The organism is Telluria sp. LT2P34, from assembly GCF_059685915.1.
This window is the reverse complement of record NZ_JCASIN010000005.1, coordinates 210996-237491: the sequence shown is the minus strand read 5'-3', so window position 1 is coordinate 237491 and position 26496 is coordinate 210996. Positions and strand designations below refer to the sequence as shown.

Below are 26496 nucleotides of genomic sequence, written 5' to 3'. Positions count from 1 at the left end.
AAACCCTTTCTAATCGCGGCAGGTCCTTAGCCGTAGATGGCCTTCAGGACTTCGGCCAGCTTGTAGCCGCCTTTGATCAACTGTTCCTTGGCGATCTGCGAGCTTGGCACCGGGTAGTTGGCCGGCACTTCGAGCGTGAAGGTGTAATAGGTCTCACCCTTTTTACTGGTCTGCGGCACCAGTTTGCCCGGCACCACGTCCTTGTAGGCTTCTTTCGAGACGACCAGCGCATCGTCGGCCCACTGGTAAGGCCAGGTGGCGAGATCGCCGCTGTTGGCCTTGATGGCCGGCTTGCCGGCGATCGCGGCGTCGGCGAACTGGCCCGGGGTCTTGGTGCGGATGCGGCGGAAGGCGTAATCGACCGTGGTGCTGTCCCAGTAAGAGTGGAAAGGCTTGGTCAGCGACTGCGGCACGCCTTCGCGCACCGGCTTCGGCTCGCCCGGCGGGATCAGTTTGCCGCTCAGCTCGGCGAGCTTCTGGTCGTCCAGCAGCAGGTTGTTGCCGCCGCGCGAATCGAAGATCGCCACTTCGTCGATTTCCGCATGGGTCTTTGGCACCACGAACTTGCCATCCTTGCTGACAAAGGCCGCGCCCACGTGCAGCGGCTGGTGGATGTCGCCGGTCATGTGCGCCAGGATCATCAGGGCCTGGCGCTTGGTGAACTTGTGCGGGTTCAGCTTCGGATCCGTCTTCCCCTGCAACACGGCAATCGCCTGCTTCAGGGTCTGGACGATGTCTTCTTCAAAAGTGCCGACGCCGTGGTCGTGGTAGTGCGCCAGCTGGAAGGGCACGTCGGTGTAATGGTAAGTACTGTGCTTCGGATTGCCGTTCACGTACTCGACCATCTCCGGCGTTTGCGGGCCGCAATAAGTACCCTTCACGCAGTCGGCCCAGTTGGCGATCGACTCGAGCGACTCGCCCGGCAGCAGCAGCGCGGCGATCTGCTTCTCGGCGTTGGTGCCCTTGAGCAGTTTATCGGCGATGGCGCCGACGGCGCGGTGACCATCGTTGCCCCACGCGAGCGCATCCATCGATACAAAAGCGCTCGACAGCGCCAGGACACAAGCCAGTTTTTTCATCATTTCTCCGTACTGCGATGGATTTATTGACGCACCTTGTCGATGCGAACGGTTGGGGCCATGCCGGCAGTCGTGCCGCCGGCGCCCGGGTGTTTTGCAATATAAGCGCTCAGGGCGTCGAGGTCGACGATCCCGGTTTCGACGCGATTCGTGCCCTTGGCGAACTCAGGGAAATGGTCGCCGCCTTCGGCCAGGAAATTGTTCGCCACAACGCGGTAGGTCTTGGCATCGTCCACCGGCGCACCCATGAACTTCAGGCTGCCCGGCACGATGCGGCTGCCCACTGGACGCTTCTCGTCCCAGCTGTAGGACAGGCCTTGCGACACTTGCAGGATGTTGGCGCTGGACGATCCCGGGCGCTGCCACTGCTGCTCGAGCAGGCGTATCAGCTGGGCGCCGGTCATGTCCATCAAGACCATCCAGTTCCCGAAAGGCAGCACGGCCTGGGCATGGCCGAAATTCGTCGTCAGCGCCGTGTCGGACGTTTCCAGGTCCTTGCGGATGCCGCCGTTGTTCATGAAACCGATCTGGGCGCCCTGGCTGCGGGTGGCTTCCAGCACGGCGTCGGCAATCAGGTTGCCAAGTGGCGACTCGCCGGCCTCGCTCGCCTTGCGCGCCACGCTGGCCGCGCCCAGCTTGCCCAGCGGACGCGCCAGCAAGGCGCGGCTGCGCTCTTTCACGCCGGAGAGAAAAGCGGTGACTTTTGGGTCGGCCGGGAACAGTTCCGGGTTCATCACCACGTTACGCACCTGGATGTCGGCGACGGCGCCGCTGCCTGGGTCCACCTGCATCGAGATGCGTGACAGCAGGTGGCCGGCGGCGTCGGCCTGGGTCACGACGCGGCCATCGACCTTGCACAGGTAACCCTGGTGCGAGTGGCCAGTGATAACTAAGCGGAACGCCGGGTCGAGCTTCTTGACGATGTCGACGATGCCGCCCTTCAGGTTGCTGCAGGCCGGCTGGTCGGGCGCCTCGTCGGTGCGGCCGCCTTCGTGGATCAGGGCGACGAACACCTTGGCGCCCTCGGCGCGCATGCGCGGCAACTCGCGGTTGATGGCTTCGGCCTCGTCGATGAACGAGAGGCCGGCGATCGCCGACGCCACCGCCACCGATGCCGTGCCCTCGAGCACCGCGCCGACCACGCCGACCTTCACGCCCTTGACGTTTTCGATGCGGTAAGCGGGCATGAAGGGCTTGCCGGTCGCCTTGTCGAGCACATTCGCGGCCAGGTAAGTAAAGCGCGCGCCGGCATAGCCGGGCATCAGCTTGCAGGCTTTTGCGGGACGCGGCGAATCGCAGCCCCCGGCCTGCTGGCGCAGCAATTCCTTGCTGCCGGCATCGAATTCATGGTTACCGACCGAAGACAGGCGCAGTCCGATCAGGTTCATCGCTTCGATGGCCGGCTCGTCGGCCCACATCGACGACAGCGCCGGGCTGGCGCCGATCAGGTCGCCGGCGCCGATGAACAGCAGGTCCTTGTCTTCCTTGCGCCACTGCGCCAGCGCGCCGCTGAGCGTTTCGATGCCGCCTGCGCGCAGGGTTTCGGTCTTGCCGGCGGCGCTGGTATAGGTGTATTTGCTCGGCTCGAGGTTGCCGTGGAAGTCATTGATTGCAACGAGATTGATAGTGACCGGACCGCGCGGTGCGGTGGCGCAGCCGGCCGTGGCCAGGGCCAGCGCCAGAAGAGAAAGACGGGCGCACGCGCGCGGGAAAACGGTCATGACTTACCTTTACTAAAAATTCGGAACGCGGCCCCATGGGCAAACAGAATTATTACACGGGCGCTCTTACCTCACATAAAAAAACGGCCGGTGTTGCCACCGGCCGTTCTTTACCTTACAAGCAGGCGATCAAGTATTAGAACTCATACTTGAGGCTGGCCTGGACGGCCCACTGCGACTCGCCGCGGGCTTGACGCACGTTCAGGTCTTCCACCGTGTCACGCACGGCGTAGGTATAACGACCCTGGGCATCGAGGCCGACGTAGTCGACGAAGCTGCGTGCCTGCGCGCCGGCGGACTGGAAGCCCACTTCTTCGATACGGCCCCACTTCTTGTTCAGCAGGTTGCCGAAGTTCAGGATGTCGAGCGAGAAGCTGGCTTTGTGCTTGGCGGAGAAGCCCGGGATTTCCTGGGTGACTTTCACGTCGAAGCTGTTGGTCCATGGCGAGAAGTCGCTGTTACGCTCGATCACGCCGCCCTTTGCATTGCGCAGGGCCTTGTTGGCGTTGACGACGTCAAAGAAGCGACGCTCGTTGGCAGCGCGGGCTGCGGCATCGGCGCCGAAGAACGCGACTTCGCCCGAACCTTCGGCCGACGGGATGTACATCAGGTCGTTGCCGAGCAGGCCATCGCCGTTCAGGTCATTGTTGACCGTCCAGCTGAATGGCTTGCCTTCACGGCCTTCATAGAACACGCCGAGACGGGTGCGGAAGTTGCCGAAGAAGCGCTTTTCCCACGACAGGCGGGCATTCACGCGGTCACGCACCAGGTAGGACGAGTTGGCGGCGACTTCTTCGTTCGGGTTGAAGACCGAACGGCCCGACCAGTTCGAGTTCGAGGTCGACGAGGTCAGCGGCGAGACTTCCGTCGCGTTGGTGTGGGTGTAGGCCACCGACCAGCCGAAGCCCTGGCGGGTCGGGCTCGTCAGGGACACGGTCACCAGCTGGGCGTCGCCCTTGTCGGTGCCCTTGGCCAGCAGCACGTTGGCGTAGCTCAGGTTCGAACGGGCGCGGTTGGTGTTCTGGCAGTTGGTCGGGGTCGACACGGTATTGTTGCTGAAGCCGTAGCAGGCAGCGCTCAGGCCGTTGGCGTTGTAGTACAGCTCACGGCCATCTTTACCGGTGGCGGTTGGCGCGCCGATGTTCAGGTTCTGGTAGAAGATCGCGTTCTTGTTCTGGGTTGCCAGGAACTCGGCGCCGAACACCAGGCCATACCATGGCAGCTCGTGCTCGAAGGCCAGGTTGGCTTTCCAGATTGCCGGCTGCTTCAGGTCAGGCGACAGCACGTCGACGTTCGCGGCCGGCGTGGCGCCGGTCACGGTGCGCTGTGCATTCACATCCGGCGTGAAGGTGCCGTCCGTGATCGGGCAGCGGGTTGCGCCCGAGCCCGAGCAGGTGATGATGCGGGTAGCGACGCCCGGGTTCGAGAACGGATTCGACATCCAGACGGTTGCCGCGGCGCCCTGGAACAGGCCGAAACCGCCGCGCAGCTGCATTGGACGCGCCGTGTCGAACTTGTAGTTGAAGCCGACGCGTGGCTGCCACAGCTTGTCGCCGTCGAAGGTCTCGGTATTGTCGACGCCGTAGCCGCCGGTCTGACGGCCGAACTGGCCGGTGCCGGCGATGGTTGCTGCGGCCACTGCGTTGTTCTGCAGTGGACGGCCGCCGACGTCGGTCATGTCCACACGCACGCCGGCGCTGATGGTCAGGTTCTTGTTGACGTTCCAGTTATCCTGCAGGAAGAAACCGGTGTTCTTCATCGTGAACTGGGCAATTGCATTGCTCAGCGAACCGCCAGGCACTGGCAGCTGCACGGTGTACGACGACGGACGGCCGCGCGAGAAGTTCTCGTAGATCGCGGCATTGATCTGCGCTGCGGTCGTGGTCGCGCCGGCGCAATTGATCGTACCGAAGGTGTACGTGAAGTTGTTATCGCACTGGAAGGTGTAGTTGCCGTAGACGTTCTGCAGGAACGCGTTGTACACCTCGTTATCGGTGTAGTCGGCGCCGAGCTTGAATTCGTGGTCGCCCCACTTGTAGTTGGCGCCAGCGTACAGGTCCAGGGTCTTGGTGCCCAGCACGTTGTTATGACGGCTGTTTTCGGTACCGGTGTTCAGGAAACGGGTACCGGTGCGGGTACCGGCCGGTGCATCCGACGGCAACGGGCCTGCAAACGAGAACGACATCGTCGGCAGGCGCGCGTTGTTGATCGGCACCGAATCGTAGTCACGGGTCGAAGCGCGGAATTCGGTCGAGAAGTTCTCGGTCCAGTCCGAGAACACCTGGGCGACAGCGGTCTCGATGCGCTTGTCCTGGTTGTAGAACTGCGAGCTCAGCGACACGCCGGTCTGCGAGAAGCCTGGGAAGATCGGCTCGTTCTGCTCGGTCTTCGAGTAGCGGAAGCTGGCGCGGTGGTCGTCGTTGATGTTCCAGTCGACCTTGAACGTGATCTCGTCGGTCTTCATCTTGGTACCGGCAGGGATCGAGGTATTGCCGATGTCGAAGCCGTAGCGGTTCTGGGCGATCTGCTGGATGGCGGCGATCTGGGTCGGGCTGATGCCGACGGTGGTGCCGGTGCCCGAGCCGATGGCGCCGAATTCCGGGCCGCTGCGGGTGCTTTCGTATTTTTCAGCCAGGGCGAAGAAGAACAGCTTGTCCTGGATCATTGGACCACTGACCCACAGGCCCTTGGTGTTGTCCTTGAACGGCGGCGCTTCGGTGTAATCGCCGGTGGTCGCATTGAAGCGGTCGCCGACCAGCCTGTCGTCGCGGGTGATGTAGTAGGCGCCGCCGTGGTACACGTTGGTACCCGACTTGGTGACGGCGTTGACGTTGGCGCCGGTGTAGCCGCGCTGGGTGACGTCATAGTTGGCCACGTTGACCTGGACCGAAGCGATGGCTTCCATCGAGATCGGCTGACGGGCGGTCGGGCTGCCGTTGGCTTCGAGGCCGAAGGTGTCGTTGATCGCGACGCCGTCGATGGTCAGCGAGTTGTAGCGCGAGTTCTGGCCGGCCACCGACATTTCGCCGCGCTCTTTGTCCGTCTGCGAGACGCGCGGGTCGAGGCGTGCGAAGTCCTGCAGGTTGCGGTTGATCGATGCCTGGGTTTCCAGGTCAGCGCGGGTCAGCGTGGTCACCGAACCCATGGCGCTGGTCGAGAAAATCTCGTTGCGGGCGCGGCTGCCGGTCACCGACACGGTCTGCATCTGCTGGCCGAGGGTCGCGTCGACGGCGGCGGTTTGCGCCAGCTCGACGAACACGTTCTCGCGCTTTTCCGAGATACCGTTCTTGGTGATCACGATCGTGTACGGACCACCCACGCGCAGGCCGCGTGCGACGTAACGGCCTTCCGCATCGGTAGTCACGTTGCTGACAGATCCGGACTCGGTGTGCAGGATCGACACCTGGGCGCCAGCTGTCGGCGCGCCATCGGCACCCGAAACCCGGCCGCCGATGGCCGAGGTGGTGTTCTGTGCGAAGGTCGGCGCTGCTGCCAGCGCAATCGACAAAGCCAGCGCCAGCTTGGTCAGCCGGATCTGTTGTTGAGTGATCATTATTGAAACCCCAAAATAGACTTAATAGTTATTTGGGCGCCCCGAAAGACGCCCCTCTTTACAAGTACTGCAACCCTGAACAGGCGATTGTAGGGGGGAAATATGTCATCCCCATTACCAGCTGCCTTGAAAAATTTTCAAGCATATTTGGCAACACCGCCAAATATGCATGAGCGCCCCATACGAGACAAATATGTTTTTAGTTCGCTATTCAGAGCGCTATCCTCTGAATCGACCCGGATGCCAGCATCCGGCGCGCGGTGCGGGGGAGTCCCTGAGCGCAAGCACAAGCCGGGATTATAAAGGGTGCATTCTTGACTGAAATATTTTGCTAAATATTTTCGGCAATCCTCGGGATGCGGCCACTATTTTGTGGTGATTCCACTACATAAGTTAATTCGGCGCCAACTTTCGTTTGCACTGTTTTGATGCGCCGCATGACGCTGCAGCGACACCGCGTGTCAGCTTCGCCATCCCGGCCTCGAAAGCGGCAAAGCGGGTGTCGAGCTGGCGCGTCAGGCGCGCTTTCTCGGGCGCGGGCAAAAAGGCGTAACGCACGCTGTTGTACGAGGTCTTCTTCATTTCCGCATAGTCCGGCTTGTAGCGGCTGGCGAACAGCACGTACTCCTGCGACAGCGTGTGGCGCGTCACGCCGGCGTCGTCGGTCGAGATCACGTAGGGCACGCCATACTTGCGGTACAGCGTGACCGGATGATTCGCCCCTTCGATGCCGCTGATGAAGGCGTTCGAGGTCAGGTTGATCTCGACCGGAATATCGTCCGCCCGCATTTTTTGCAGGATCCCGATCGCATTCGCCTCGTGCGCCAGGTCGATGCCATGGCCGATGCGGTCGGCGCGCGCCACATTCAGGGCCTGGTCGATGTGGAACTTCAGGCCTTCCGGCGGCACGTCGCCCATCGCCAGTTCGCCGGCGTGCATCGCCACTTTCACCTTCGGATACATCGACTTCAGGAAGCCGAACATCTTCATGTGCAGCGCGTAGTCGCGCATCGACACATGCGTGCTCTCCTGGCCGACGATGTTCACGCCGACCACCTTGCCGCCCGTGGACGCCGATTTGAAGGCGGCCAGCATCGAGGAGAACACCTGCGACGGATTCAGGAGGCGCAGCACATAGGTCTGGTAACGCATCGTGAAGCGTTCGTCGTCGATGCCTTGCGCCGCGTCCTCGATCTTCGCGACGAAATCGGCGATCGATTTGGCGAACGCCGGATCGCGCTCGAGCGCCTCCATCGACTTGCGCATCTCGATCTGGAGGGCCGCGTCGTCACCGGCCAGCTGCCAGGCGCGGGCGTCGAATTCCGGGTTGGCCACTGCCGGCGCCATCTTGAACATGGTCTCGATATAGCCCACGTTCTCGGCGATCGCGCGCTTTTTCAGTTCCTGCAGGCCTTCGGCGAAGTTCGCGTTCGAGACCGGGCCGAAGTAGCCGAAGGTCTGGAAGAACAGGCGGTCCGGCGGCGGCTGAATGGCGCCGTGGTTGTTGAAATCCTTGTTCGACCAGCGCTGCGCCAGCTCGCGCCAGGTGTGGTCGTCGGCATAGACTTCGGCGCTCGACAGGCAGTTGCGCTCCTTGGCCGGCTTGGCGCGTTCCGCAGCGATGACGTCCTTGTTGGTCTCGATGCGGTAGGTCCCCTTGTTCACGCACAGGCCCTGCTTGTCGAGGAAGTCGAGATACTGCTCGACGTAGATCGACCCCGAATAATGGTGGTGCAGGTCGCCGCCCTTGGGCATCTGCGTGAAGAACATCGTCAGCTCGGCCAGCTTCGGCTGCTCGCCGGCGATCAGGGCGGCGTAGTGGCGCGCGGTGGCCGCTTCGTTGGCGTGGCGGGTGGCGGTGGCGGGTTCTTTTGCCATGGCCGGCGCGGAGGCCAGGGCCAGCGCGATCAGTAGGCTGGAGCCGGTGGTGTTCTGCATGACGGGTCTTTCGTAATGGGTTGGCGGGCGCGACCGCGCAACTCTAACGGGTTCGGGAATGCTTGGCAATGTGGTGCCAACACGGTGCAGGCTTGCGCGTGGACTCGGGAGTCCACCCTACGAGGTGATGGCGTCTTTCGTAGGGTGGACTCCCGAGTCCACGCTGTTCGAGGTGCCGATGACAGCCCAGGTATTACTCCGTCCGCTCGTGCACCTTCACACCCGCCGCGTAGGTCGCGCGCACCACCCGGTCATCCCCCAGCAGCGCCAGCGCAAACAACTGCTCCTCCAGCGAATCGCAGTGCCGGCTGCGGCGCTCCAGCAGCGGAGTCGCCTTCGGATCGAGGACGATGAAGTCCGCTTCGGCGCCGACCGCGAAACTGCCGATCGTGCCTTCCAGGTCCATCGCGCGCGCCGCGCCGAGCGTGGCCAGGTAAAACATGCGCAGCGCCGGCAGGTAGTTCCCCTTCAAACGCGCTACTTTGTAGGCTTCGTTCATCGTCTGCAGCATCGAGAACGAGGTGCCGGCGCCGACGTCGGTGCCGAAGGCGACCTGCGCCCCGGCGGCGTCGGCTTTTGCGAAGTCGAACAGGCCGCTCCCCAGGAACAGGTTCGAGGTCGGGCAGCATGCACAGGCGGCGCCGGTGGCCGCCATGCGCGCAAAGTCCTCATCGTCGAGCCAGATGCAGTGGCCGAAGATCGCGCGCGGGCGCAGCAGGCCGTAGCCGTCATACACGTCGAGATAGCTGCGCGCCTTCGGGTAGAGCTCGCGCACCCAGCGCACTTCGTCCTGGTTTTCCGACACGTGGGTCTGGATGAAGACGTCCGGGTAGGCTTTGGCCAGTTCCGCCAGCGCGCCCAGTTGCGCTTCGGAGGACGTCGGCGCGAAGCGCGGGGTCAGCGCGTACAGCGAACGTGCATGCTTGTGCCACTTGTTGATCAGCGCTTCGCTCTCGCCCAGCTCCCCTTCGGGGTCACGCAGGAAGTCCGGGCAGTTGCGGTCCATCAGCACCTTGCCGGCCACCATGCGCAGGTTGCGCGCTTCGCTCGCCTCGAAAAAGGCGTCCACCGATGCGCGGTGCACGGTGCAGTAGACGACGGCCGTGGTGGTGCCGCAGCGGGTCAGCTCATCCAGAAAGAACTCGGCCGTCGCGCGCGCATGCGCCGGGTCGCCGAACTGGCGCTCGGTCGGGAAGGTGTAGGTCTCCAGCCAGGGCAGCAAACCCGGAGCCGGCGAAGCGATCATGTCGGTCTGCGGATAATGCACGTGGGTGTCGATGAAGCCGGGCGTGATGATGCGGCCGCGGTAATCGACCGGCTCGACGCCGGGCGGCAGCGTGGCGGCGAGCTGCGCGTAGTCGCCGGCGGCCTTGACGCGGCCATCTTCGATGACGAGCAGGCCGTCTTCGAACCAGGCATGGGCATCGTCGGAAAAGGCGGGGTCGGCGTGGAAATGCAGCAAGCTGGCACGATAGGCTTGCAGGGTAGGTGGTGCGCTGGACATCAGTTGGATTCCGAAGAAACGGGGTAGGAGCTGGCGGCGCTTGCAAGCGCCTCCCAGACGGTCAGGAGTTGTGCGGCGACCGAGACGGCGATGACCGCCGGGGCCTTGCCGGCAATGCCGGGCAGGCCGATCGGGCAGACCATGGCGTCGATGCGGGCAGCGTCGATGCCGCGTTCGCGCAGGCGGTGCTCGAACTGGCGGCGCTTGGTGCTTGAACCGATCAGGCCGAACCAGTCCGCCGTTGCTGCTACTGCCGCGGGTCGCGACAGTATCGCAATCGACAGGGCCAGGTCAAGTGCGTGGCTGTGGGTCATGACGAGGAAGGTCGTGCCGGGCGCGGCAGCAGCGACGATCGCCTCGGGCGTGTCGGTGGCTTCGACCGTGACGTTCGCCGGCACTGTTGGGGGGAACATGTCGTCGCGCTCGTCGACCCAGGTGACGCGGCACGGCAACTCGGCCAGCGCACGCACGATGGCCGCGCCGACATGGCCGGCGCCGAACAGCATCAGGTGGGCGCGCGGGGCGAGGACAGGATCGACCAGCCAGCGGCGGCCGGCATCGTCGTGCATCACGTGGGTGCCGAGCGTGCGGTCGAAAGCCGGCACAGCGCCACCCGCGATTTGGCCGCCGGCGGTGTCGAACAGCGCCCAGCCGCCGCCCAATCCAATCACCCGCACCGTGTCGAGGTCGCGCCGCGTATCGAGCAGCGCCATCTGCTTGCGATCCACGGGCTCGAATGCCAGATGCGCAATCCCGCCGCAACACTGCCCCAGGCTCGGCCCCAGCGCAAACCGTTCCAGCCGCGGCGCTCCCCCCTCGTCGAGCATCGTGCGCGCCAGTGCGATCGCCCGGTGCTCCAGGTGCCCGCCGCCGATCGTCCCGGCAAAGCCGCCTTGCGTGACGAGCATCTTAGCGCCCGGCTCGCGCGGCACCGAACCTTCGACGATGGCGACTGTCACCAGCACGGCCGGCGCATGCAGCGCAGCGGTGATCCAGTCGTCCATCACGCGCGCTGTTCGACTGCGGATTCGACGGCGGCGACGGCGCCCAGGATTTCCTCGCTCGTCGCCGGCGCGTTCAGGGGCGGATTGACCCGGTGCCCACCCACGGCGGAGACCGCGTCGCGGATCGCGAAGAATACCGAGAACGGCAGCAGCAGCGGCGGCTCGCCCACGGCCTTGGAGCGGTGGATGCTGTCTTCGACATTGCGATTCTCGAACAGGCGCACGCGGAAATCGCGCGGACAGTCCGAAACGCCGGGGATTTTATAAGTCGAGGGGGCGTGGGTCATCAGCTTGCCGCCCGGGTTCCACCACAATTCCTCGGTCGTCAGCCAGCCCATGCCCTGGATAAAAGCGCCTTCGACCTGGCCGATGTCGATCGCCGGGTTCAGGGAATTGCCGGCGTCGTAGAGCGCATCGGCCCGCAAGAGCTTCCATTCGCCCGTCAAAATATCGACCACGACTTCGGCCACGGCCGCGCCATAGGCAAAGTAGGAAAAGGGACGGCCGTTCATGGTTTTCGCGTCCCAGGACAGGCCGGGGGTGGCATAAAAACCGTCGGACCAGAGCTGCACGCGCGCCAGGTAAGCCTTTTGCACCAGCTGCGGGAACGGTACTTCCATGCCGTTCACGAAGACGGTATCGGCGGCAAAGCGCACTTCGTCAGCCGCGCCGCCATATTGCGCGGCGGCGAAGGCGGCCAGGCGCTCGCGGATCTGGCGCGCCGCGTCCTGCGCCGCCTTGCCGTTCAGGTCGGCGCCGGTGGAGGCGGCCGTGGCTGAGGTATTCGAGACCTTGCTGGTATTCGTGGCGGTGGCCCGCACGTGGTCCATGTCCACGCCCAGTTCGTGGGCGACGACCTGCATCACCTTGGTGTTGATGCCCTGCCCCATCTCGGTGCCGCCGTGATTCACCATGATCGAGCCGTCCACATACACGTGCACCAGCGCGCCGGCCTGGTTCAGGTGGGTGACGTTGAAGGCGATGCCGAATTTCACGGGCGTCAGCGCCAGGCCTTTTTTCAGGACCGGGCTGTTGGCGTTGAAGGCGTCGATGGCCTTGCGCCGCGCGCGGTAGTCGCTCGACGTTTCCAGCTCGTCCACCAGCTCGTGGATGACGTTGTCGACCACCGCCTGGCCATAGGGCGTGACGTTGCGCTCAAGCGTGCCGTAGAAATTACGCTTGCGGATGTCGAGTGCATCGACTTGCAAATCGCGCGCGATCTCGTCCAATACGTATTCGATCGCAATCGCCCCTTGCGGGCCGCCGAAGCCGCGGAAGGCCGTATTCGACTGCGTGTTCGTCTTGCCGCAGGCGGCGCGGATGTCGACGTCGCTCAAATAATAAGCATTGTCGTAGTGGCAGACCGCGCGCGTGGCGACCGGGCCGGACAGGTCGGCCGAATAGCCGGCGCGCGAGACCATGTCGACCTTCGCGGCCAGGATGCGGCCCATGTCGTCGTAGCCGACTTCGTATTCATAATAGAAGCAGTGGCGTTTGCCGGTGACGAGCATGTCGTCGTCGCGGTCGGCGCGCAGTTTTACAGGGCGCTTGAGCTTGCTTGCGGCGATGGCGGCGGCAGCGGCCCACAAGGCCGACTGCGATTCCTTGCCGCCGAAGCCGCCGCCCATGCGCCGGCACTCGACCACGATATGGTGCGAATGCAGGCCGAGTGCATGCGCAACCACGTGCTGCATCTCGCTCGGGTGCTGGGTCGAGCACTGCACCAGCATGCCCTTGTCCTCGCCGGGAATGGCGTAGGCGATCTGGCCTTCCAGGTAAAACTGCTCCTGGCCGCCCACGAACAGCTTGCCCGCCACCTTGCGCGGCGCGTTCGCGAAGGCGGTGGCGGCGTCGCCGCGCGCCAGGCGCATCGGCGGCACGACATAGGACTTGGCGGCGTGCGCCTCCTGGGGCGTCAGGATGGCCGGCAGCTCGGCATACTCGACGTGCGCCAGGCGCGCGGCGCGGCGCGCATTGTCGTGGGTATCGGCGACCACGATGAAGATCGGCTGGCCGACATACTGGACCAGCCCATCGGCCAGGATCGGGTCGTCGTGGATGATCGGGCCGCAGTCGTTGGTGCCGGGGATGTCGCCCACGGTGAGCACCGCGACCACGCCGCGCGCGGCGCGTACCTGCGCCAGGTCGAGCGACACGATGTTGGCGTGCGCCTTGCTGGACAAGCCCAGCGCCGCATGCAGCGTACCGGCCACTTCCGCGATGTCGTCGGTGTACGTCGCCTGGCCGAGCACGTGCAAGGTGGCCGATTCGTGCGGCCGGGCGCGGCCGACCGCGCTCCACGCCGCCGCCTTGATCGCTGGTGCGCCTGCGTCGTTCATGGTGATCTCCTCAGGCCTGGACAGCGAAAGCGTTGACTGCTTGCGGCGGCAGCGGGTTGCTGCTGCGCGTCTCGAGCCAGAAGCGGCGCAGCAGGTTTTGCGCGGTTTTCATGCGGTAGTTGCTCGACGCGCGCATGTCCGACAAGGGCGCGTAGTCACGGGCCAGCGCCGCCATCGCTTCCTGCAGCGCCGCTTCGTTCCAGGCGTGGCCAACGAGCGCCGCTTCCGCTTGCGCCGCGCGCTTCGGCGTGGCGGCCATGCCGCCGAAAGCGATGCGCGCTTCCACCACCATGTCGTTTTCGACCGTCAGGGCGAAGGCGGCGCAGACGGCCGAGATATCCTGGTCAAAACGCTTGGCGAGTTTATAGGTACGAAAACGCAGGCCGGCGCGCGGCAGCGGCACGCGCACGGCCGCGACGAATTCGTCAGGCTGCAGGTCCTTCTGCTGGTAGCCGAGATAAAAATCTTCCAGCGCCAGCTCGCGCTCGCCCGACGCGCCGCGCAGCACGATGCGCGCGCCGAGCGCGATCAGCCAGGGCATCGAGTCGCCGATCGGCGAGCCATTGGCGACGTTGCCGCCCAGCGTACCCGCATTGCGGATCGGGAGCGAAGCGAAACGCTGCCACATCTCGCTCAGTTCAGCGCGATAGTGGACGCACACGGCCGCGTAAGCGTCCTGCAGGGTGACGCCGGCGCCGATCTCGAGGCTGTCTCCAGTTTGCCGCACCGATTTCAGCGCCTCGACGTGGCCGAGGTAAATGATGTCGTTCAGCTCGCGCATCTGCTTGGTCACCCACAGGCCGACGTCGGTCGAGCCGGCGAGGATGGTCGCCCCCGGATGCGCGGCGCGCAGCGCGACAAGTTCATCGAGCGTGCGCGGTGCATGAAAACTGCGGTTTTCAAAGGTGTAGCTGGCGCCGGCCTCGCGTTGCAAGGCGCGCAGCTGCCCGGCTACAAAGGCGCGGTCGAACTCGGCGCGCGGCAATTCCACCATGCGCGCCGCGGCGTCGATGATCGGGCGGTAGCCGGTGCAGCGGCACAGGTTGCCCGAGAGCGCATCGTCGACCTGGCAGCGCAGCGGTGGCTGGCCGTCGGCTTTCAGGTACATGCCCCACAGCGACATCGCAAAACCCGGCGTGCAAAAGCCGCACTGCGAGCCATGGCATTCGACCAGCGCCTGTTGCACCGGATGCAGGCGCCCGTCGGGCAACTGCAGGTCCTCGACCGTGAACAAGGCCTTGCCGTCGAGCGTGGGCGTGAACTGGATGCAGGAATTGACCGCTTTGAGTTCGAGCTGCCCGCCTTCGAGCGAACCGATCACGACCGTGCACGCGCCGCAGTCACCCTCGGCGCAGCCTTCCTTGGTGCCGGTGCAACGCAAATCCTCCCGCAGGTGCTGCAGGATGGTTTGCGTCGGCGCCACGCCGGTCAGTTCATGCACGGCGTTGCGGAAATAAAAGCGGATCGGTTCGGCCATGCTGGTCTCGGATGAAAGGCAGCGTGAAGGATACTCCCTGCGCGTGTCAAGCCACTATCAATAAAATCAGATATTGCTTATCGTCGAAAGAATATATTACCCGCCATACGGATGGGTCGCCCGCCAGTGATTGGCGATGTCGATGCGGCGCGTGATCCACACATGCTTGTGCCCCAGTACGTAATCCAGGAAGCGCGCCAGCGATGCGGCCCGCGCCGGGCGGCCCGCCAGCCGGCAATGCAGTCCGATCGACAGCATTTTAGGCTGGTTCAGGCCATTCGGGTCCCCTTCCGCATACAGCAGGTCGAAGGCGTCCTTCAGGTAATCGAAGAACTGGGTGCCGGAATTGAAGCCCTGCATGGCGGCGAAGCGCATGTCGTTGGTGTCGAGCGTGTACGGCAGGATCAGGTGGGGCCGCTCGGCCGGCGCGCCATCGCTGCCCGTAAACGCCACGTTTTGCCAGAACGGCAAGTCGTCGCCGTAATGGTCGGCATCGTAGGCAAAGCCGCCATGTTCGACGACCAGGCGCCGCGTATTCGGCGAATCGCGCCCGGTGTACCAGCCCAGCGGCGCCTCGCCCGTCAGGCCGCGCATGATTTCGACCGCTTCGCGCATGTGGGCGCGTTCCTCGGCTTCGTTCATGTTCTGGTAGGAGATCCAGCGCAGGCCGTGGCAGGCGATTTCATGGCCGAGTTCGCGGAAAGCGGCCACCGCATCCGGATTGCGCTGCAGCGCCATCGCCACGCCGAAGACGGTCAGCGGCAGGCCGCGCGCCTCGAACAGGCGCAGCAGGCGCCAGAGGCCGGCGCGCGAACCGTATTCGTAGAGCGACTCCATGCTCATGTGGCGCATCGGAAAGGCCTGGGCGCCGATGATTTCCGACAAAAAGGTTTCCGAGGCCGGGTCGCCATGCAGCACCGAGTTCTCCGCGCCCTCTTCGTAATTCAGCACGAACTGCAGGGCGATGCGCGCCTCGCCTGGCCAGCGCGGATGCGGGGGATTGCGGCCGTAACCGACCAGGTCGCGGGGGTAAGCTTGGTCCATGGCTGACTCGCAGGATGAAAGGACTATGTTGATCTTATATTGACGGATGTACAACCCTCAACTACAACCTCAACTGCAACCGTATATCATCCCATGAATAAGCACCTTCCACATGCTCGTACAGGAGAAGAGATGGGCAAACTCAGCACCCACGTGCTCGACACCGCGCACGGCCGTCCGGCCGCCGGCGTGGCGATCGAGCTGTACGCCGTCGACGCCGGCAGCCGCACCCTGCTGGCGCAGGCCAGGACCAACGCCGACGGCCGCTGCGACGCCGCGCTGCTCGAAGGCGGCGCCCTGCAGGCGGGGCGCTACGAACTGGTCTTCGCGGCTGGCGATTATTTCGCGGCGCAGGGCCTGGCGCTTGCCGAGCCGCGTTTCATCGACCGCGTGACGATTGCGTTTGGCGTCGCCGACCCTGGCCAGAACTACCATGTGCCGCTGGTAGTAACACCCTGGTCCTACTCCACCTACCGCGGCAGCTGACAGATAAAACGGTATACAAGCCGCACATATGCAGGGGCGATTGCATCGCCGCATGAACTTGTTATCCTGAGATGTCAGGAGGGAAAGCTCATGTCCTTGCACATCGTTCATTTCATCGGCCCGATCAACCACAACTCGGCCTGCACCGTGCGCAACCTGTGCCTGCAGGCCCTGCAAAACGGGGCCAGCGAAATCGAGCTGCACCTGTCGACCGAAGGCGGCAACATGACGGCCGGCTTCGCGCTCTATTTCTTCCTGAAATCCTTGCCGGTACCGCTGACCACCTTCAATATCGGAAGCGTGGAATCGGTCGGTGTCGTCATCTTCCTGGCCGGCGCCAGGCGCTTCGCCTGCCCCGGCGCCCGTTTTCTCGTCCATCCGCTGCACTGGGGCTTCGGCAACCTGGCCGCAGCCGACCATTCGCGCGTGTCCGAATGGCGCGAATGCCTGGATTTCGACGCCGAACGCTATGCCAGCATCTTCGACGACGCCACCCGCGGCGCCCCGGAAGCAGGCGACATCCGCCCTCACCTATTTGGCAATGCGCGCATCTATACGGCCGAGCAGGCCGTGCGCGCCGGACTCGTCCACGAAGCCTTCCAGGCCCGCCTGCCCCCCATGGGCGCCACCTCGCATTGGTGGAATTGATCATTCAGACAAGCTTGCTTGGCAGAACATTGCCGGGTTTGTAATGATGACAGCGCATCTGTTTCAGTAGCGCAACGTCGCGACCTGACATTCAGACATTTAGCCTGTTGCAACAGACTTTTGCTTGTCAGCATATTTGCCGCATGGATAGAATTATTTCTGTCCATTCACGCACATCGCGTGTTGAGGCATCACAACAAGAAGCAAATCTTATAAACGCAGCATCAGTTACAGGTTGTCTAATGAATAAGCAGATTATTGCCGCCGTGCTGGCCCTGCCGCTCGCACTCTCGTCGGCCTTCGCGCAGGAAGCGGAAGGACCGTCGGTCAAAGTCAGCGGTTTCGGTACCGCCGCCCTCACCTGGACCAATACGAACGACGCCGAATTCGGCCGTCCGAACCAGGCCACCGGCGCCAAGAAAAATCCACGCACCGGCGTCGACTCGAACCTCGGCCTGCAGGCTGACGTCCGTATCAACCACTGGCTCTCGTTCACCGGCCAGGGCCTGGTGCGGCGCGACGCCGAAGACGACTTTGGCGCGGAACTGGGCTGGGCCTTCGCCAAGGCCAAAGTCAATGACCAGCTGAGCTTCCGGGTCGGCCGCATCGGCCTGCCGGCCTTCATGATTTCGGACTACCGCAACGTCGGCTACGCCAACACCTTCCTGCGCCCGCCTGGCGAGATGTATTCGCAGGTGCCGTTCAACAGCCTCGACGGCGTCGACGCCAGCTGGCAGCAGAGCATCGGCGACACGACCGTGACCGCGCAGCTCGCCTACGGCGGCACCGAAGCCAAGATCGCCGGCGGCGTCACCGGCAAGGCCAAGAAGATGTCGGCCCTGAGCGTGGTGGCCGAGCACGGCCCGTTCACGCTGCGTGCCGGCCGCGTCGACGCGACCGTGTCGATCACCGGTTCGGCCAGCTTCGATTCGCTGCTGGCAGGCCTGCGCGCCACCGGCACCGGCTACCGCTTCCCGCAACTGAACGCGATGGCGGCCGAACTCGACGCGAACGACAAGAAGGCGTCGTTTACTTCGCTGGGCCTGGGCCTGGACTGGAACAACCTGGTTGTCCAGACCGAGTTCGCCAAGCGCAAGACCGAGACCTATGTCAACGACACGACCTCCTGGTACGTGATGGGCGGCTACCGCTTCGGCAAGGTCCTGCCTTACGTCATCCAGAGCAAGGTCTCGATCGACGGCTTCCCGGCCAACGTCGTGCCGACCGCCTGCCCGGCCGGCTTCCCGGCTGCCTGCACCCCGACCCTGGCCGCACTGCGCGCCGGCGCGGCCCGCCTGCCGTACAGCGGCATCGGCCAGGGTGAGCAGAGCACCACCTCGATCGGCGTGCGCTGGGACTTCTACCGTTCGGTGGCGCTGAAAGCCCAGCTGGACCGCGTCAAGCCGGAAGTCGGCAGCGGCCTGCTGCTCAACGCCCAGCCTGGCTTCACCGGCCCGGTCACCGTCGGCGCCGTCGCCCTCGACTTCGTTTTCTAAGGAACGCGCCATGCATAAGCTAATCAAAGCGGCCGTGGCCGCAGCCGTCCTCGGCACCTCCAGCCTGGCGCTGGCCGAAGTGGTGGTGGTGGTGAACCCGAAAGCGGCTGAAGCGACCATGTCGAAAGACCAGATCGCCCAGTTCTTCCTCGGTAAGTCGAGCGCGATGACCCCGGTCGACCAGCCGGAAGACGCGCCCGTGCGCGCCGAGTTCTACAAGAAGGTCACCGACAAGGAAGCCTCGCAAGCCAAGGCCCTGTGGTCGAAGCTGGTCTTCACCGGCAAGGCCACGATGCCGAAGGAAGTGGCAAACAGCGCCGCCGTGAAAAGCGCCGTGGCCGCCAATCCGAAAGCCATCGGCTACATCGAGAAAAGCGCCGTCGACGCCAGCGTCAAAGTGGTCTACACCGCACCGTAAGCGGTACCGCCCACGTTGAGGTCCGCCCTGCCCGCCCCGTGCCGGCAGGGCGCTTTCGATAGCAGCGACGCACAGCAGCAAGTCAAGAGAGACAAGAACATGAGCATCAAGCGCAAAATCTGGGCACTACCCGTCATTTCGACCCTCATCTTCGGCCTCGGCGTCGGCCTGTCCGCGACGATCGCGAACGACGCCTTGAGCTCGATCGCCGCCACCGGGCGCACCGACTACCCCGTGCTCGACGCCTCGAAGGCGATCACGCTCGAGGTCAGGGAAATCACCGCCGGCCTCTCCGATGCCGTGACCGAAGGCGACAAGGCGCGCATCGGCAGCCTCAACGAACAGGCCGACAAGCTGCGCGCACACATCGGCCAGTTCGGCCGGATCGAGGGCCAGCGCGACAACGGCGCCCGCTTGCTCAAAGAATTCAACGATTACTATGCGCCGGCCCTGTCGGCCGCGCGCATCATGCTCGAACTCGAGCAGGGCGACCCGCAAGCCGTGGTGCCGAAGATGCAAAGCACGCTCGCGGTGCTGAACGCCGACCTGGAAAAGACCCAGGCCAGGGCCGGGCAGCAGTTCAGCGCCGGCATCGCCAACAGCGAAGCCAACGTGCGCCGCGTGCTCTGGACCATGATCCTCACCGCCCTGGTCGTCGTCCTCAGCCTGGCGCTGGTGTCCTGGTTCGTGGTGCGCGCCATCTGGCAGCAGCTCGGCGGCGAGCCGGAATATGCGCGCGAGATCGCCCGCTCGGTGGCCGCCGGCGACCTGGCGATGGACATCCGCACCGACAGCAAGGACACCACCAGCCTGCTGGCATCCCTGAAAGACATGCGTGCGCGCCTGGCGACGATGGTCGCCGAAATCAAGACCTCGGCCGACACGATCGCCCTGGCCAGCGCCGAAATCGCCAGCGGCAACGCCGACCTGGCCGGCCGCACCGAATCGCAGGCGGCCAACATCGAGCGCACCGCGCGCGCGATGACCGAAGTGACGGGCGCGGTGCGCCAGAACGCGGCCAACGCCGTCGACGCCAACGCGCTGGTGGTCAGCGCCACCGACATCGCCACCCGCGGCGGCCAGGTCGTGGGCGGCGTGGTCGCCACCATGGGCGACATCAATACCTCGGCCAAGAAGATCGTCGAAATCATTTCGGTCATCGACGGCATCGCCTTCCAGACCAACATCCTGGCGCTCAATGCCGCGGTCGAGGCGGCGCGTGCCGGCGAGCAGGGCCGCGGTTTCGCGGTCGTGGCCAGCGAAGTACGCAACCTGGCCCAGCGCAGCGCGGCGGCGGCCAAGGAAATCAAGGGGCTGATCGGCGACTCGGTCGCCAAGGTCAACGCCGGCAGCGTGCTGGTCGACCAAGCCGGCGTGACCATGGGCCAGATCGTCGATTCGGTCAAGAAGGTGCACGACATCATGGCCGAGATCACCCTGGCCGGCCAGCGCCAGAGCGAAGGCATCGAGGATATCGGCCGCGCCATCGACAGCATGGACGAGATGACCCAGCAGAACTCGGCGCTGGTCGAGCAGGCTTCGGCCACCGCCGAATCGCTCACCGAGCAGACCGGGCAGCTCACGAATGCGCTGTCCGTGTTCAAGCTGGCCGCGACGGCGGCGACACCGGCCACAGCGCCGCTGGCGCTACGCTGATCAAGCAGACAACACCTCTTGACAGAGCACCAACAGGCATGACGCCGCGGGGCGTCATGCCTTTTTGTCTACGTGGCGTGCATGCATCTCTACCCTGTTGAAACGCTTTACAAATTTGATGCCTGTAGGCATCATCCGAAGGGTCCGCCGTCTCGCTCCGCCGCGCGCGGCTTCTGGTTGTTCCCTTGTTGTTCCTTAAATCACCGGCTTCGCATTTGCTTATGGCAGCAGTCCTCCCAAGCACGACTTCAGGCACACCGATGTCGGCGCCGATGTCCGGACTTGCGCGCGCCCTGGTGCAGGCCGGCCGCCTGACTGCGGTACAGGCCGACGCCTTCCAGAAAAAAGCGGTGGCCGAGCGCGTTACCTTCATCGACGCCATCCTCGCCGGCGGCGCGCTCGACGCCGGCACGCTGGCGGCCTTCTGCGCCGAGACCTTCGGCTACCCGCTGCTCGACCTGTCGACCTTCAGCGTCGATTCCCTGCCGCCGGGTGCGATCGACACCAAGCTGATGACGGCGCAGCGCGTGATCGCGCTGGCCAAGCGCGGCAACCGGCTATCGGTGGCGATTTCCGACCCGACCAACACCCAGGCCCTGGACCAGATCAAGTTCCAGAGCGAGGCCGCGGTCGAGCCGGTGATCGTGGCGCACGACGCCCTGCTCGCCTTGCTGGCGATCCTGACCAAGAGCGCCGAACAAAGCCTGAACGACCTGGCCGGCGACGGCGCCGAGATCGAATTCGCCGAAGAAGAATCGACCAGCGTGCCGCTGGAATCGACCAACGAGGTCGAGGACGCGCCGATCGTGCGCTTCCTGAACAAGATCCTGATGGACGCGGTAAACCTGGGCGCCTCCGACATCCACTTCGAGCCCTACGAAAAATACTACCGGATCCGCCTGCGCGTGGACGGCGTGCTGCGCGACCATGCGATGCCGCCGCTGTCGATCCGCGACAAGCTGGTCTCGCGCATCAAGGTGCTGGCGAAACTCGACATCTCGGAAAAGCGCGTGCCGCAGGACGGCCGCATGCGCTTGATCCTGTCGCCGACGCGCACCATCGACCTGCGCGTGTCCACGCTGCCGACGCTGTTCGGCGAAAAGACGGTCATGCGTATTCTGGACGCGACCCAGGCCCAGATGGGCATCGACGCCCTCGGCTACGACCCCGACCAGCGCGACCTGCTGATGGACGCGATCTCGCGCCCCTACGGCATGGTGCTGGTGACGGGGCCGACCGGCTCCGGCAAGACGGTCTCGCTGTACAGCTGCCTGAACGTGCTGAACAAGCCCGGCATCAACATCTCGACCGCGGAAGACCCGGCCGAGATCAACCTGCCCGGCGTGAACCAGGTCAACGTCAACGACAAGGCTGGCCTGACCTTCCCGGTCGCGCTGAAATCCTTCCTGCGCCAGGACCCGGACATCATCATGGTCGGCGAGATCCGCGACCTGGAGACGGCCGACATCGCGATCAAGGCCGCGCAGACCGGGCACATGGTGTTCTCGACCCTGCACACCAACGACGCGCCCTCGACCCTGACGCGCCTGATGAACATGGGCGTGGCGGGCTTCAACATCGCCTCCTCGGTGATCCTGATCACCGCCCAGCGCCTGGCGCGCCGCCTCTGCACCTGCAAGCAGCCGCTCGAGATGGGCCGCGATGCCCTGCTGGCGGCCGGCTACCGCGAAAGCGACCTGGAAGGCGACTGGAAGCCCTACGGCCCGGTCGGCTGCGAGCGCTGCCTCGGTTCCGGCTACAAGGGACGGGTCGGCATCTACCAGATCATGCCGATCAGCCCCTCGATCGAAGCCCTGATCCTGGCCCAGGGCAACGCGATGCAGATCGCCGCTCAGGCCGAAAAGGAAGGCGTGAACTCGCTGCGCCGCTCGGGCCTGCTGAAGGTCAAACAAGGGCTGACCAGCGTCGAAGAAGTGCTCGGCTGTACCAACGAATAGCGAACTGACAGGATTACTTATGGCAACGTCCCTTACCACCCGGCCCCGCCCCGGCGCACAAATCAAGGAAGCGGTCTACGCCTGGGAAGGCAAGGACAAGGCCGGCAAGACGGTGCGCGGCGAGCTGCGCGCCGGGGGCGAGGCGATCGTCAACGTGACGCTGCGCCGCCAGGGCATCATGGTCACCAAGGTCAAGAAAAAGGTCTACCGCAGCGGCAAGAAGATCACCGACAAGGACCTGACCATGTTCACGCGCCAGCTGGCGACGATGATGAAGGCCGGCGTTCCGCTCTTGCAGGCCTTCGACATCGTCGGCAAGGGCCATGCGAATCCGTCGATGGCCAAACTCATCCTGGACCTGCGCTCGGACATCGAGACCGGCACCAGCCTGAACAACGCCTTCCGCAAATACCCGCGCTATTTCGATCCGCTGTTCTGCAACCTGGTCGGCGCCGGCGAACAGGCCGGTATCCTGGAAGACCTGCTGCACCGCCTCGCCATCTACAAGGAAAAGACGCTGGCGATCAAATCGAAGATCAAGTCCGCCCTGACCTACCCGATCGCGATCCTGTCGGTCGCCTTCATCGTCGTCGCCGTGATCATGATCTGGGTGGTCCCCGCTTTTAAATCGGTGTTCCAGAGCTTCGGCGCCGACCTGCCCGCACCGACCCTGATCGTGATGGGCATGTCGGAATTCTTCGTGCAGTGGTGGTGGCTGATCTTCGGTTCGATTTTCGGCGCCGTCTACTTCTTCTTCCAGTCCTGGCGCCGCTCCTTGAAAATGCAGCAGGCGATGGACCGCATCCTGCTGCGCCTGCCGATTTTCGGCGCCGTGATCAGGAAAGCGACCATCGCCCGCTGGACGCGCACTCTGGCCACCATGTTCGCCGCCGGCGTGCCGCTGGTCGAAGCGCTCGACTCGGTCGGCGGCGCCTCCGGCAATGCCGTCTATCTGGACGCCACGCGCCGCATCCAGACCGAAGTGAGCACCGGCACCAGCCTGACGAGCGCCATGCAGAACGCGAACGTGTTCCCGAGCATGGTGATCCAGATGGTCGCCATCGGCGAGGAATCCGGCGCCCTCGATGCCATGCTGGGCAAAGTGGCTGACTTCTTCGAGGAAGAAGTCGACGAGGCCGTCGCCGCGCTGTCCTCGCTGATGGAGCCGATGATCATGGTCATCCTGGGCGTGCTGATCGGCGGCCTGGTGGTGGCGATGTATTTGCCGATTTTCAAGCTCGGTTCGGTCGTGTAAACTTACCGTTCGCAGTAGTTTTGCCCCGAGCGGGCGAAACTACTGCACAGCATCACCAGGGCGCCACGGCCCTGCACGCTTCTTCCGCCCGACTCCCTTCAGCACGTCTCCCCGGCTTCTTTAACCTGCCTGTCCTTGCCTCCACAATGTCAACCAGTCTGTGGGGCTACTGCGACAGCCAACCCGCCTTTTTTCCTACATCTCCCTGCGCGATTCCCCTACAGAATCGACTGAAGGCGAGAGAACGATTGGCTAAAATGAATTGTCAAATAAGGAACGAAACCTGGGCGTTCGCTCGCACGGAATTCGTGAAAACACTTAACTAACCAAAAGGAAATCATCTGATGGCAAATTCGGATCACAAGGGCGACGGCGCCCCGCCAAGCAAAGTGCATGTTGGCCCAGCAACTAAGAAGAAAAGCATCCTCCCATGGATCCTGCTGGGTCTGGGCTTGCTGGCCCTGCTGTTCGGGCTGCGCCGCTGCAGCGACGACGAGGCAGTTACCCGCGTCGACACGACCACGACCACGACAACAACGGCGCCCGTCGCCGATGCGACCGTGGCGCCGGCGCCTGTCACCGCTCCCGCCACCGGCACCACCGCGGTCCTGGCCGGCACTTCGGGCGTTGGCAGCTATCTTGCCGGCACCGAAGCACTGCCGCGCACCTTCGTGTTTGAAAAGCTCTATTTCGATACCTCGAAAAGCGAGATTCGGGCAGCCGACCGCGAAGAAGTGAACATGCTGGGCGCTGCGCTGAAGCAGTATCCGAACGCGCGCATCCAGATCGTCGGTTATGCCGATGCACGCGGCGACGCCACTGCCAACGCGACCCTGGGCAAGGCGCGCGCTGACAGCGTGAAGGCGGCACTCGTGGCCGACGGCATTGCCGCCGATCGCATCGATACGGCTTCCGGTGGCGAGACCAACCCCGCCGACACGAATGCCACCTCGACCGGCCAGGCCGAAAACCGCCGCACCGAACTGATCGTGCTGCAGCGCTGATCCCATCCGTTTCAAGAAAGGAAACTCTCATGTCACGTACTATTACCGCACTGTTCGACAGCTATGCCGACGCCGACGCAGGCCGCCAGCGGCTGCTTGCAGCCAATCTCGATACCGAAAGGGTCAAGATTTACGACAAGTCGGCGTTGGGTGAAACGGGTTCGTCGCAGCAGGAATCGGGGATCTGGGCGGCTAACAAGAACGCCTTCCTGCCCGGCGAAGACCGTCATGTCTATGAAGAAGGCTTGCGCCGCGGCGGCTTCCTGCTGATCGCCGACGTCGACGACGACGAAGCCGACGAGGCCGTTGCGGCACTCAACGAATCCCAGCTCAGAAGCGTCGATGTCGAAGACCGCGCCCATCAGTGGAAGTCGGAAGGCTGGACGCCTGCGGCCACGGGTGCCGGCATGGCAGGCATGGCAGGCATGGGCGCCGGCGCGCAGCACTCTTCGTCGATGTCGGCGCAGTCCTCGAACCTGCAGGACAGCACGGGTCGTACCGACTCCCTGCAACGCGATACGACGAGCGAGCGTATTCCCGTCGTGGAAGAGCAACTGAAGGTTGGCAAGCGTGAAGTCGAGCGCGGCGGCGTGCGGGTCTACTCGCATGTCGTCGAAACGCCCGTCAACGAAAGCGTCGAATTGCGCGAGGAGCACGTGGATGTGCAACGCCGCGCCGTCGACCAGCCGATCAGCGGTGCCGACGCGACCGCGTTCAAGGAGCAAAGCATCGAGATGCGTGAAACCGCCGAGGAAGCCGTGGTCCAGAAAACCGCCCGCGTCGTCGAGGAAGTCACGATCAGCAAGGACGTGAGCGAGCGCCAGCAGCAGATCCACGACACGGTGCGCCATACCGAAGTGGAAGTCGAGCGCTTGGGCGGCACGGATGACGACAGCTACTATCGGAATCACTTCCAGAGCAATTACGGCAGCGCAGGCGGTTCGTACGACGACTTTGCCCCGGCCTATTCCTATGGCTCGCAGATGCGCGGCGACACCCGCTACAGCGGCCGTCAATGGGACAGCGTCGAAAGCGACCTGCGCACCGACTGGGAGTCGCGCAACGCCGGCACGGGTTCGACCTGGGAAAAGATGAAGGCGGCCGTCCGTCATGGATGGGATCGCATGACTGACGACAAGGGCACGAACCGGTCGTATTAAGCTTCCTGACTGAGTAAAAAACGCGGGTTCGCCCGCGTTTTTTCATGCCTGTTCTATCGCCGTTCTATGGCCGCCTCTGTCCGATCACGCTCGCCACCTTGGTGGTGATGACATCGACCGCCGGGCCGTTTGCGCCGTGCGGCAGAATCACGTCGGCGTGGCGCTTGGTCGGCTCGATGAACTGCTTGTGCATCGGACGCACGGTTTCCAGGTACTGGCTGACGATGCTCTCCACCGAGCGGCCGCGTTCGGCGATATCGCGCTGCATGCGGCGGATGAAGCGCACGTCGGGAGCGGTGTCGACAAAAATCTTCAGCGACATCATCTTGCGCAAGTCCGCGTCGTACAGGGCAAACAGGCCCTCGATCACGATGACCGGGGCAGGTTTGACGGGAATGGTCTTGTTGGAGCGGTTGTCGATCGTGAAATCGTACTCGGGCATCTCGATCGCTTCGCCATTGCGCAAGGCCTGCACGTGCTGCACCAGCAGCGGCCAGTCGAAGGCCTGCGGATGATCGTAATTCTGTTTGCGCCGCACTTCGGGGCTGAGATCGGACTGATCGCAGTAATAATCGTCCTGCATCACGACCGAGACGGTATCGGCGCCGAAGGAAGCGAGCACCTGCTGGGACACCGTCGACTTGCCGCTGCCGCTGCCGCCAGCGACACCAATGACAAACGGAGGGGAAGAAATTGCATTCATCCCCGCATGATACCGGAGCGGCGGCTGAACTGACAGTGGCATGCTGCCGGCGC

At 64.1% G+C, this 26496-nt stretch carries 19 protein-coding genes; 9 read left to right on the top strand and 10 right to left on the bottom strand.

What is annotated here, in order from left to right; all coding sequences use genetic code 11:
- Positions 1-26: 26 nt before the first annotated feature.
- From AC56KZ_RS15450 to puuE, 9 genes are all read right to left on the bottom strand, one after another.
- Positions 27-1079, bottom strand: a complete 1053-nt coding sequence (locus tag AC56KZ_RS15450; protein ID WP_497163064.1) for a S1/P1 nuclease — start codon at positions 1077-1079, stop codon at positions 27-29.
- Between the two features lie 23 nt (positions 1080-1102).
- A complete protein-coding gene (locus AC56KZ_RS15445) occupies positions 1103-2800 on the bottom strand; it encodes a bifunctional metallophosphatase/5'-nucleotidase (RefSeq protein ID WP_497163063.1) in 1698 nt (565 codons plus the stop codon).
- 136 nt (positions 2801-2936) lie between these two features.
- On the bottom strand, positions 2937-6353 hold the full coding sequence (locus AC56KZ_RS15440; RefSeq protein ID WP_497163062.1) for a TonB-dependent receptor: 3417 nt from the start codon (positions 6351-6353) through the stop codon (positions 2937-2939).
- A 393-nt stretch (positions 6354-6746) separates the two neighbouring features.
- Positions 6747-8291 (bottom strand): adenosine deaminase, encoded by a 1545-nt coding sequence (locus AC56KZ_RS15435; RefSeq protein ID WP_497163061.1) that lies wholly within the window; start codon positions 8289-8291, stop codon positions 6747-6749.
- A gap of 193 nt (positions 8292-8484) precedes the next feature.
- Positions 8485-9795, bottom strand: coding sequence for a guanine deaminase (gene guaD / locus AC56KZ_RS15430; protein ID WP_497163060.1), 1311 nt, complete (start codon positions 9793-9795; stop codon positions 8485-8487).
- Positions 9795-10799: a xanthine dehydrogenase accessory protein XdhC gene (xdhC, locus tag AC56KZ_RS15425; protein WP_497163059.1), complete on the bottom strand. Its 1005-nt coding sequence runs from the start codon at positions 10797-10799 to the stop codon at positions 9795-9797. The genes guaD and xdhC overlap by 1 nt, the downstream gene beginning before the upstream one ends.
- On the bottom strand, positions 10799-13138 hold the full coding sequence (gene xdhB, locus AC56KZ_RS15420; RefSeq protein ID WP_497163058.1) for a xanthine dehydrogenase molybdopterin binding subunit: 2340 nt from the start codon (positions 13136-13138) through the stop codon (positions 10799-10801). The genes xdhC and xdhB overlap by 1 nt, the downstream gene beginning before the upstream one ends.
- 10 nt (positions 13139-13148) lie before the next feature.
- Positions 13149-14615: a xanthine dehydrogenase small subunit gene (gene xdhA, locus AC56KZ_RS15415; protein WP_497163057.1), complete on the bottom strand. Its 1467-nt coding sequence runs from the start codon at positions 14613-14615 to the stop codon at positions 13149-13151.
- A gap of 96 nt (positions 14616-14711) precedes the next feature.
- Positions 14712-15659, bottom strand: a complete 948-nt coding sequence (gene puuE, locus AC56KZ_RS15410; RefSeq protein WP_497163056.1) for an allantoinase PuuE — start codon at positions 15657-15659, stop codon at positions 14712-14714.
- 132 nt (positions 15660-15791) lie between these two features.
- Here puuE and uraH point away from each other — a divergent pair, with 132 nt between their 5' ends.
- The 9 genes from uraH (at position 15792) to AC56KZ_RS15365 (ending at position 25740) form a co-directional block, all read left to right on the top strand.
- Positions 15792-16145 carry a hydroxyisourate hydrolase gene (uraH, locus tag AC56KZ_RS15405; RefSeq protein ID WP_497163055.1) on the top strand — a complete coding sequence of 118 codons (354 nt, stop codon included), beginning with the start codon at positions 15792-15794 and terminating at the stop codon, positions 16143-16145.
- A 90-nt stretch (positions 16146-16235) separates the two neighbouring features.
- Positions 16236-16793: a ClpP family protease gene (locus tag AC56KZ_RS15400; RefSeq protein ID WP_497163054.1), complete on the top strand. Its 558-nt coding sequence runs from the start codon at positions 16236-16238 to the stop codon at positions 16791-16793.
- Between the two features lie 242 nt (positions 16794-17035).
- On the top strand, positions 17036-18289 hold the full coding sequence (locus tag AC56KZ_RS15395; RefSeq protein WP_497163053.1) for a porin: 1254 nt from the start codon (positions 17036-17038) through the stop codon (positions 18287-18289).
- A gap of 10 nt (positions 18290-18299) precedes the next feature.
- A complete protein-coding gene (locus AC56KZ_RS15390) occupies positions 18300-18707 on the top strand; it encodes a hypothetical protein (RefSeq protein ID WP_497163052.1) in 408 nt (135 codons plus the stop codon).
- A 99-nt stretch (positions 18708-18806) separates the two neighbouring features.
- Positions 18807-20363, top strand: a complete 1557-nt coding sequence (locus AC56KZ_RS15385; protein WP_497163051.1) for a methyl-accepting chemotaxis protein — start codon at positions 18807-18809, stop codon at positions 20361-20363.
- Positions 20364-20584: 221 nt separating this feature from the next.
- Positions 20585-22321: a type IV-A pilus assembly ATPase PilB gene (gene pilB, locus AC56KZ_RS15380; RefSeq protein WP_497163050.1), complete on the top strand. Its 1737-nt coding sequence runs from the start codon at positions 20585-20587 to the stop codon at positions 22319-22321.
- 19 nt (positions 22322-22340) lie between these two features.
- Complete coding sequence (locus tag AC56KZ_RS15375; RefSeq protein ID WP_497163049.1) at positions 22341-23576, top strand: type II secretion system F family protein; 1236 nt, start codon at positions 22341-22343, stop codon at positions 23574-23576.
- Between the two features lie 344 nt (positions 23577-23920).
- Entirely contained in the window at positions 23921-24580 is a 660-nt protein-coding gene (locus AC56KZ_RS15370) for an OmpA family protein (protein ID WP_497163048.1), read from the top strand.
- Positions 24581-24609: 29 nt separating this feature from the next.
- Complete coding sequence (locus AC56KZ_RS15365) at positions 24610-25740, top strand: YsnF/AvaK domain-containing protein (RefSeq protein ID WP_497163047.1); 1131 nt, start codon at positions 24610-24612, stop codon at positions 25738-25740.
- Between the two features lie 64 nt (positions 25741-25804).
- Here AC56KZ_RS15365 and udk read toward each other — a convergent pair whose 3' ends face one another.
- Positions 25805-26443 (bottom strand): uridine kinase, encoded by a 639-nt coding sequence (udk, locus tag AC56KZ_RS15360; RefSeq protein ID WP_497163046.1) that lies wholly within the window; start codon positions 26441-26443, stop codon positions 25805-25807.
- Between the last annotated feature and the right edge of the window lie 53 nt (positions 26444-26496).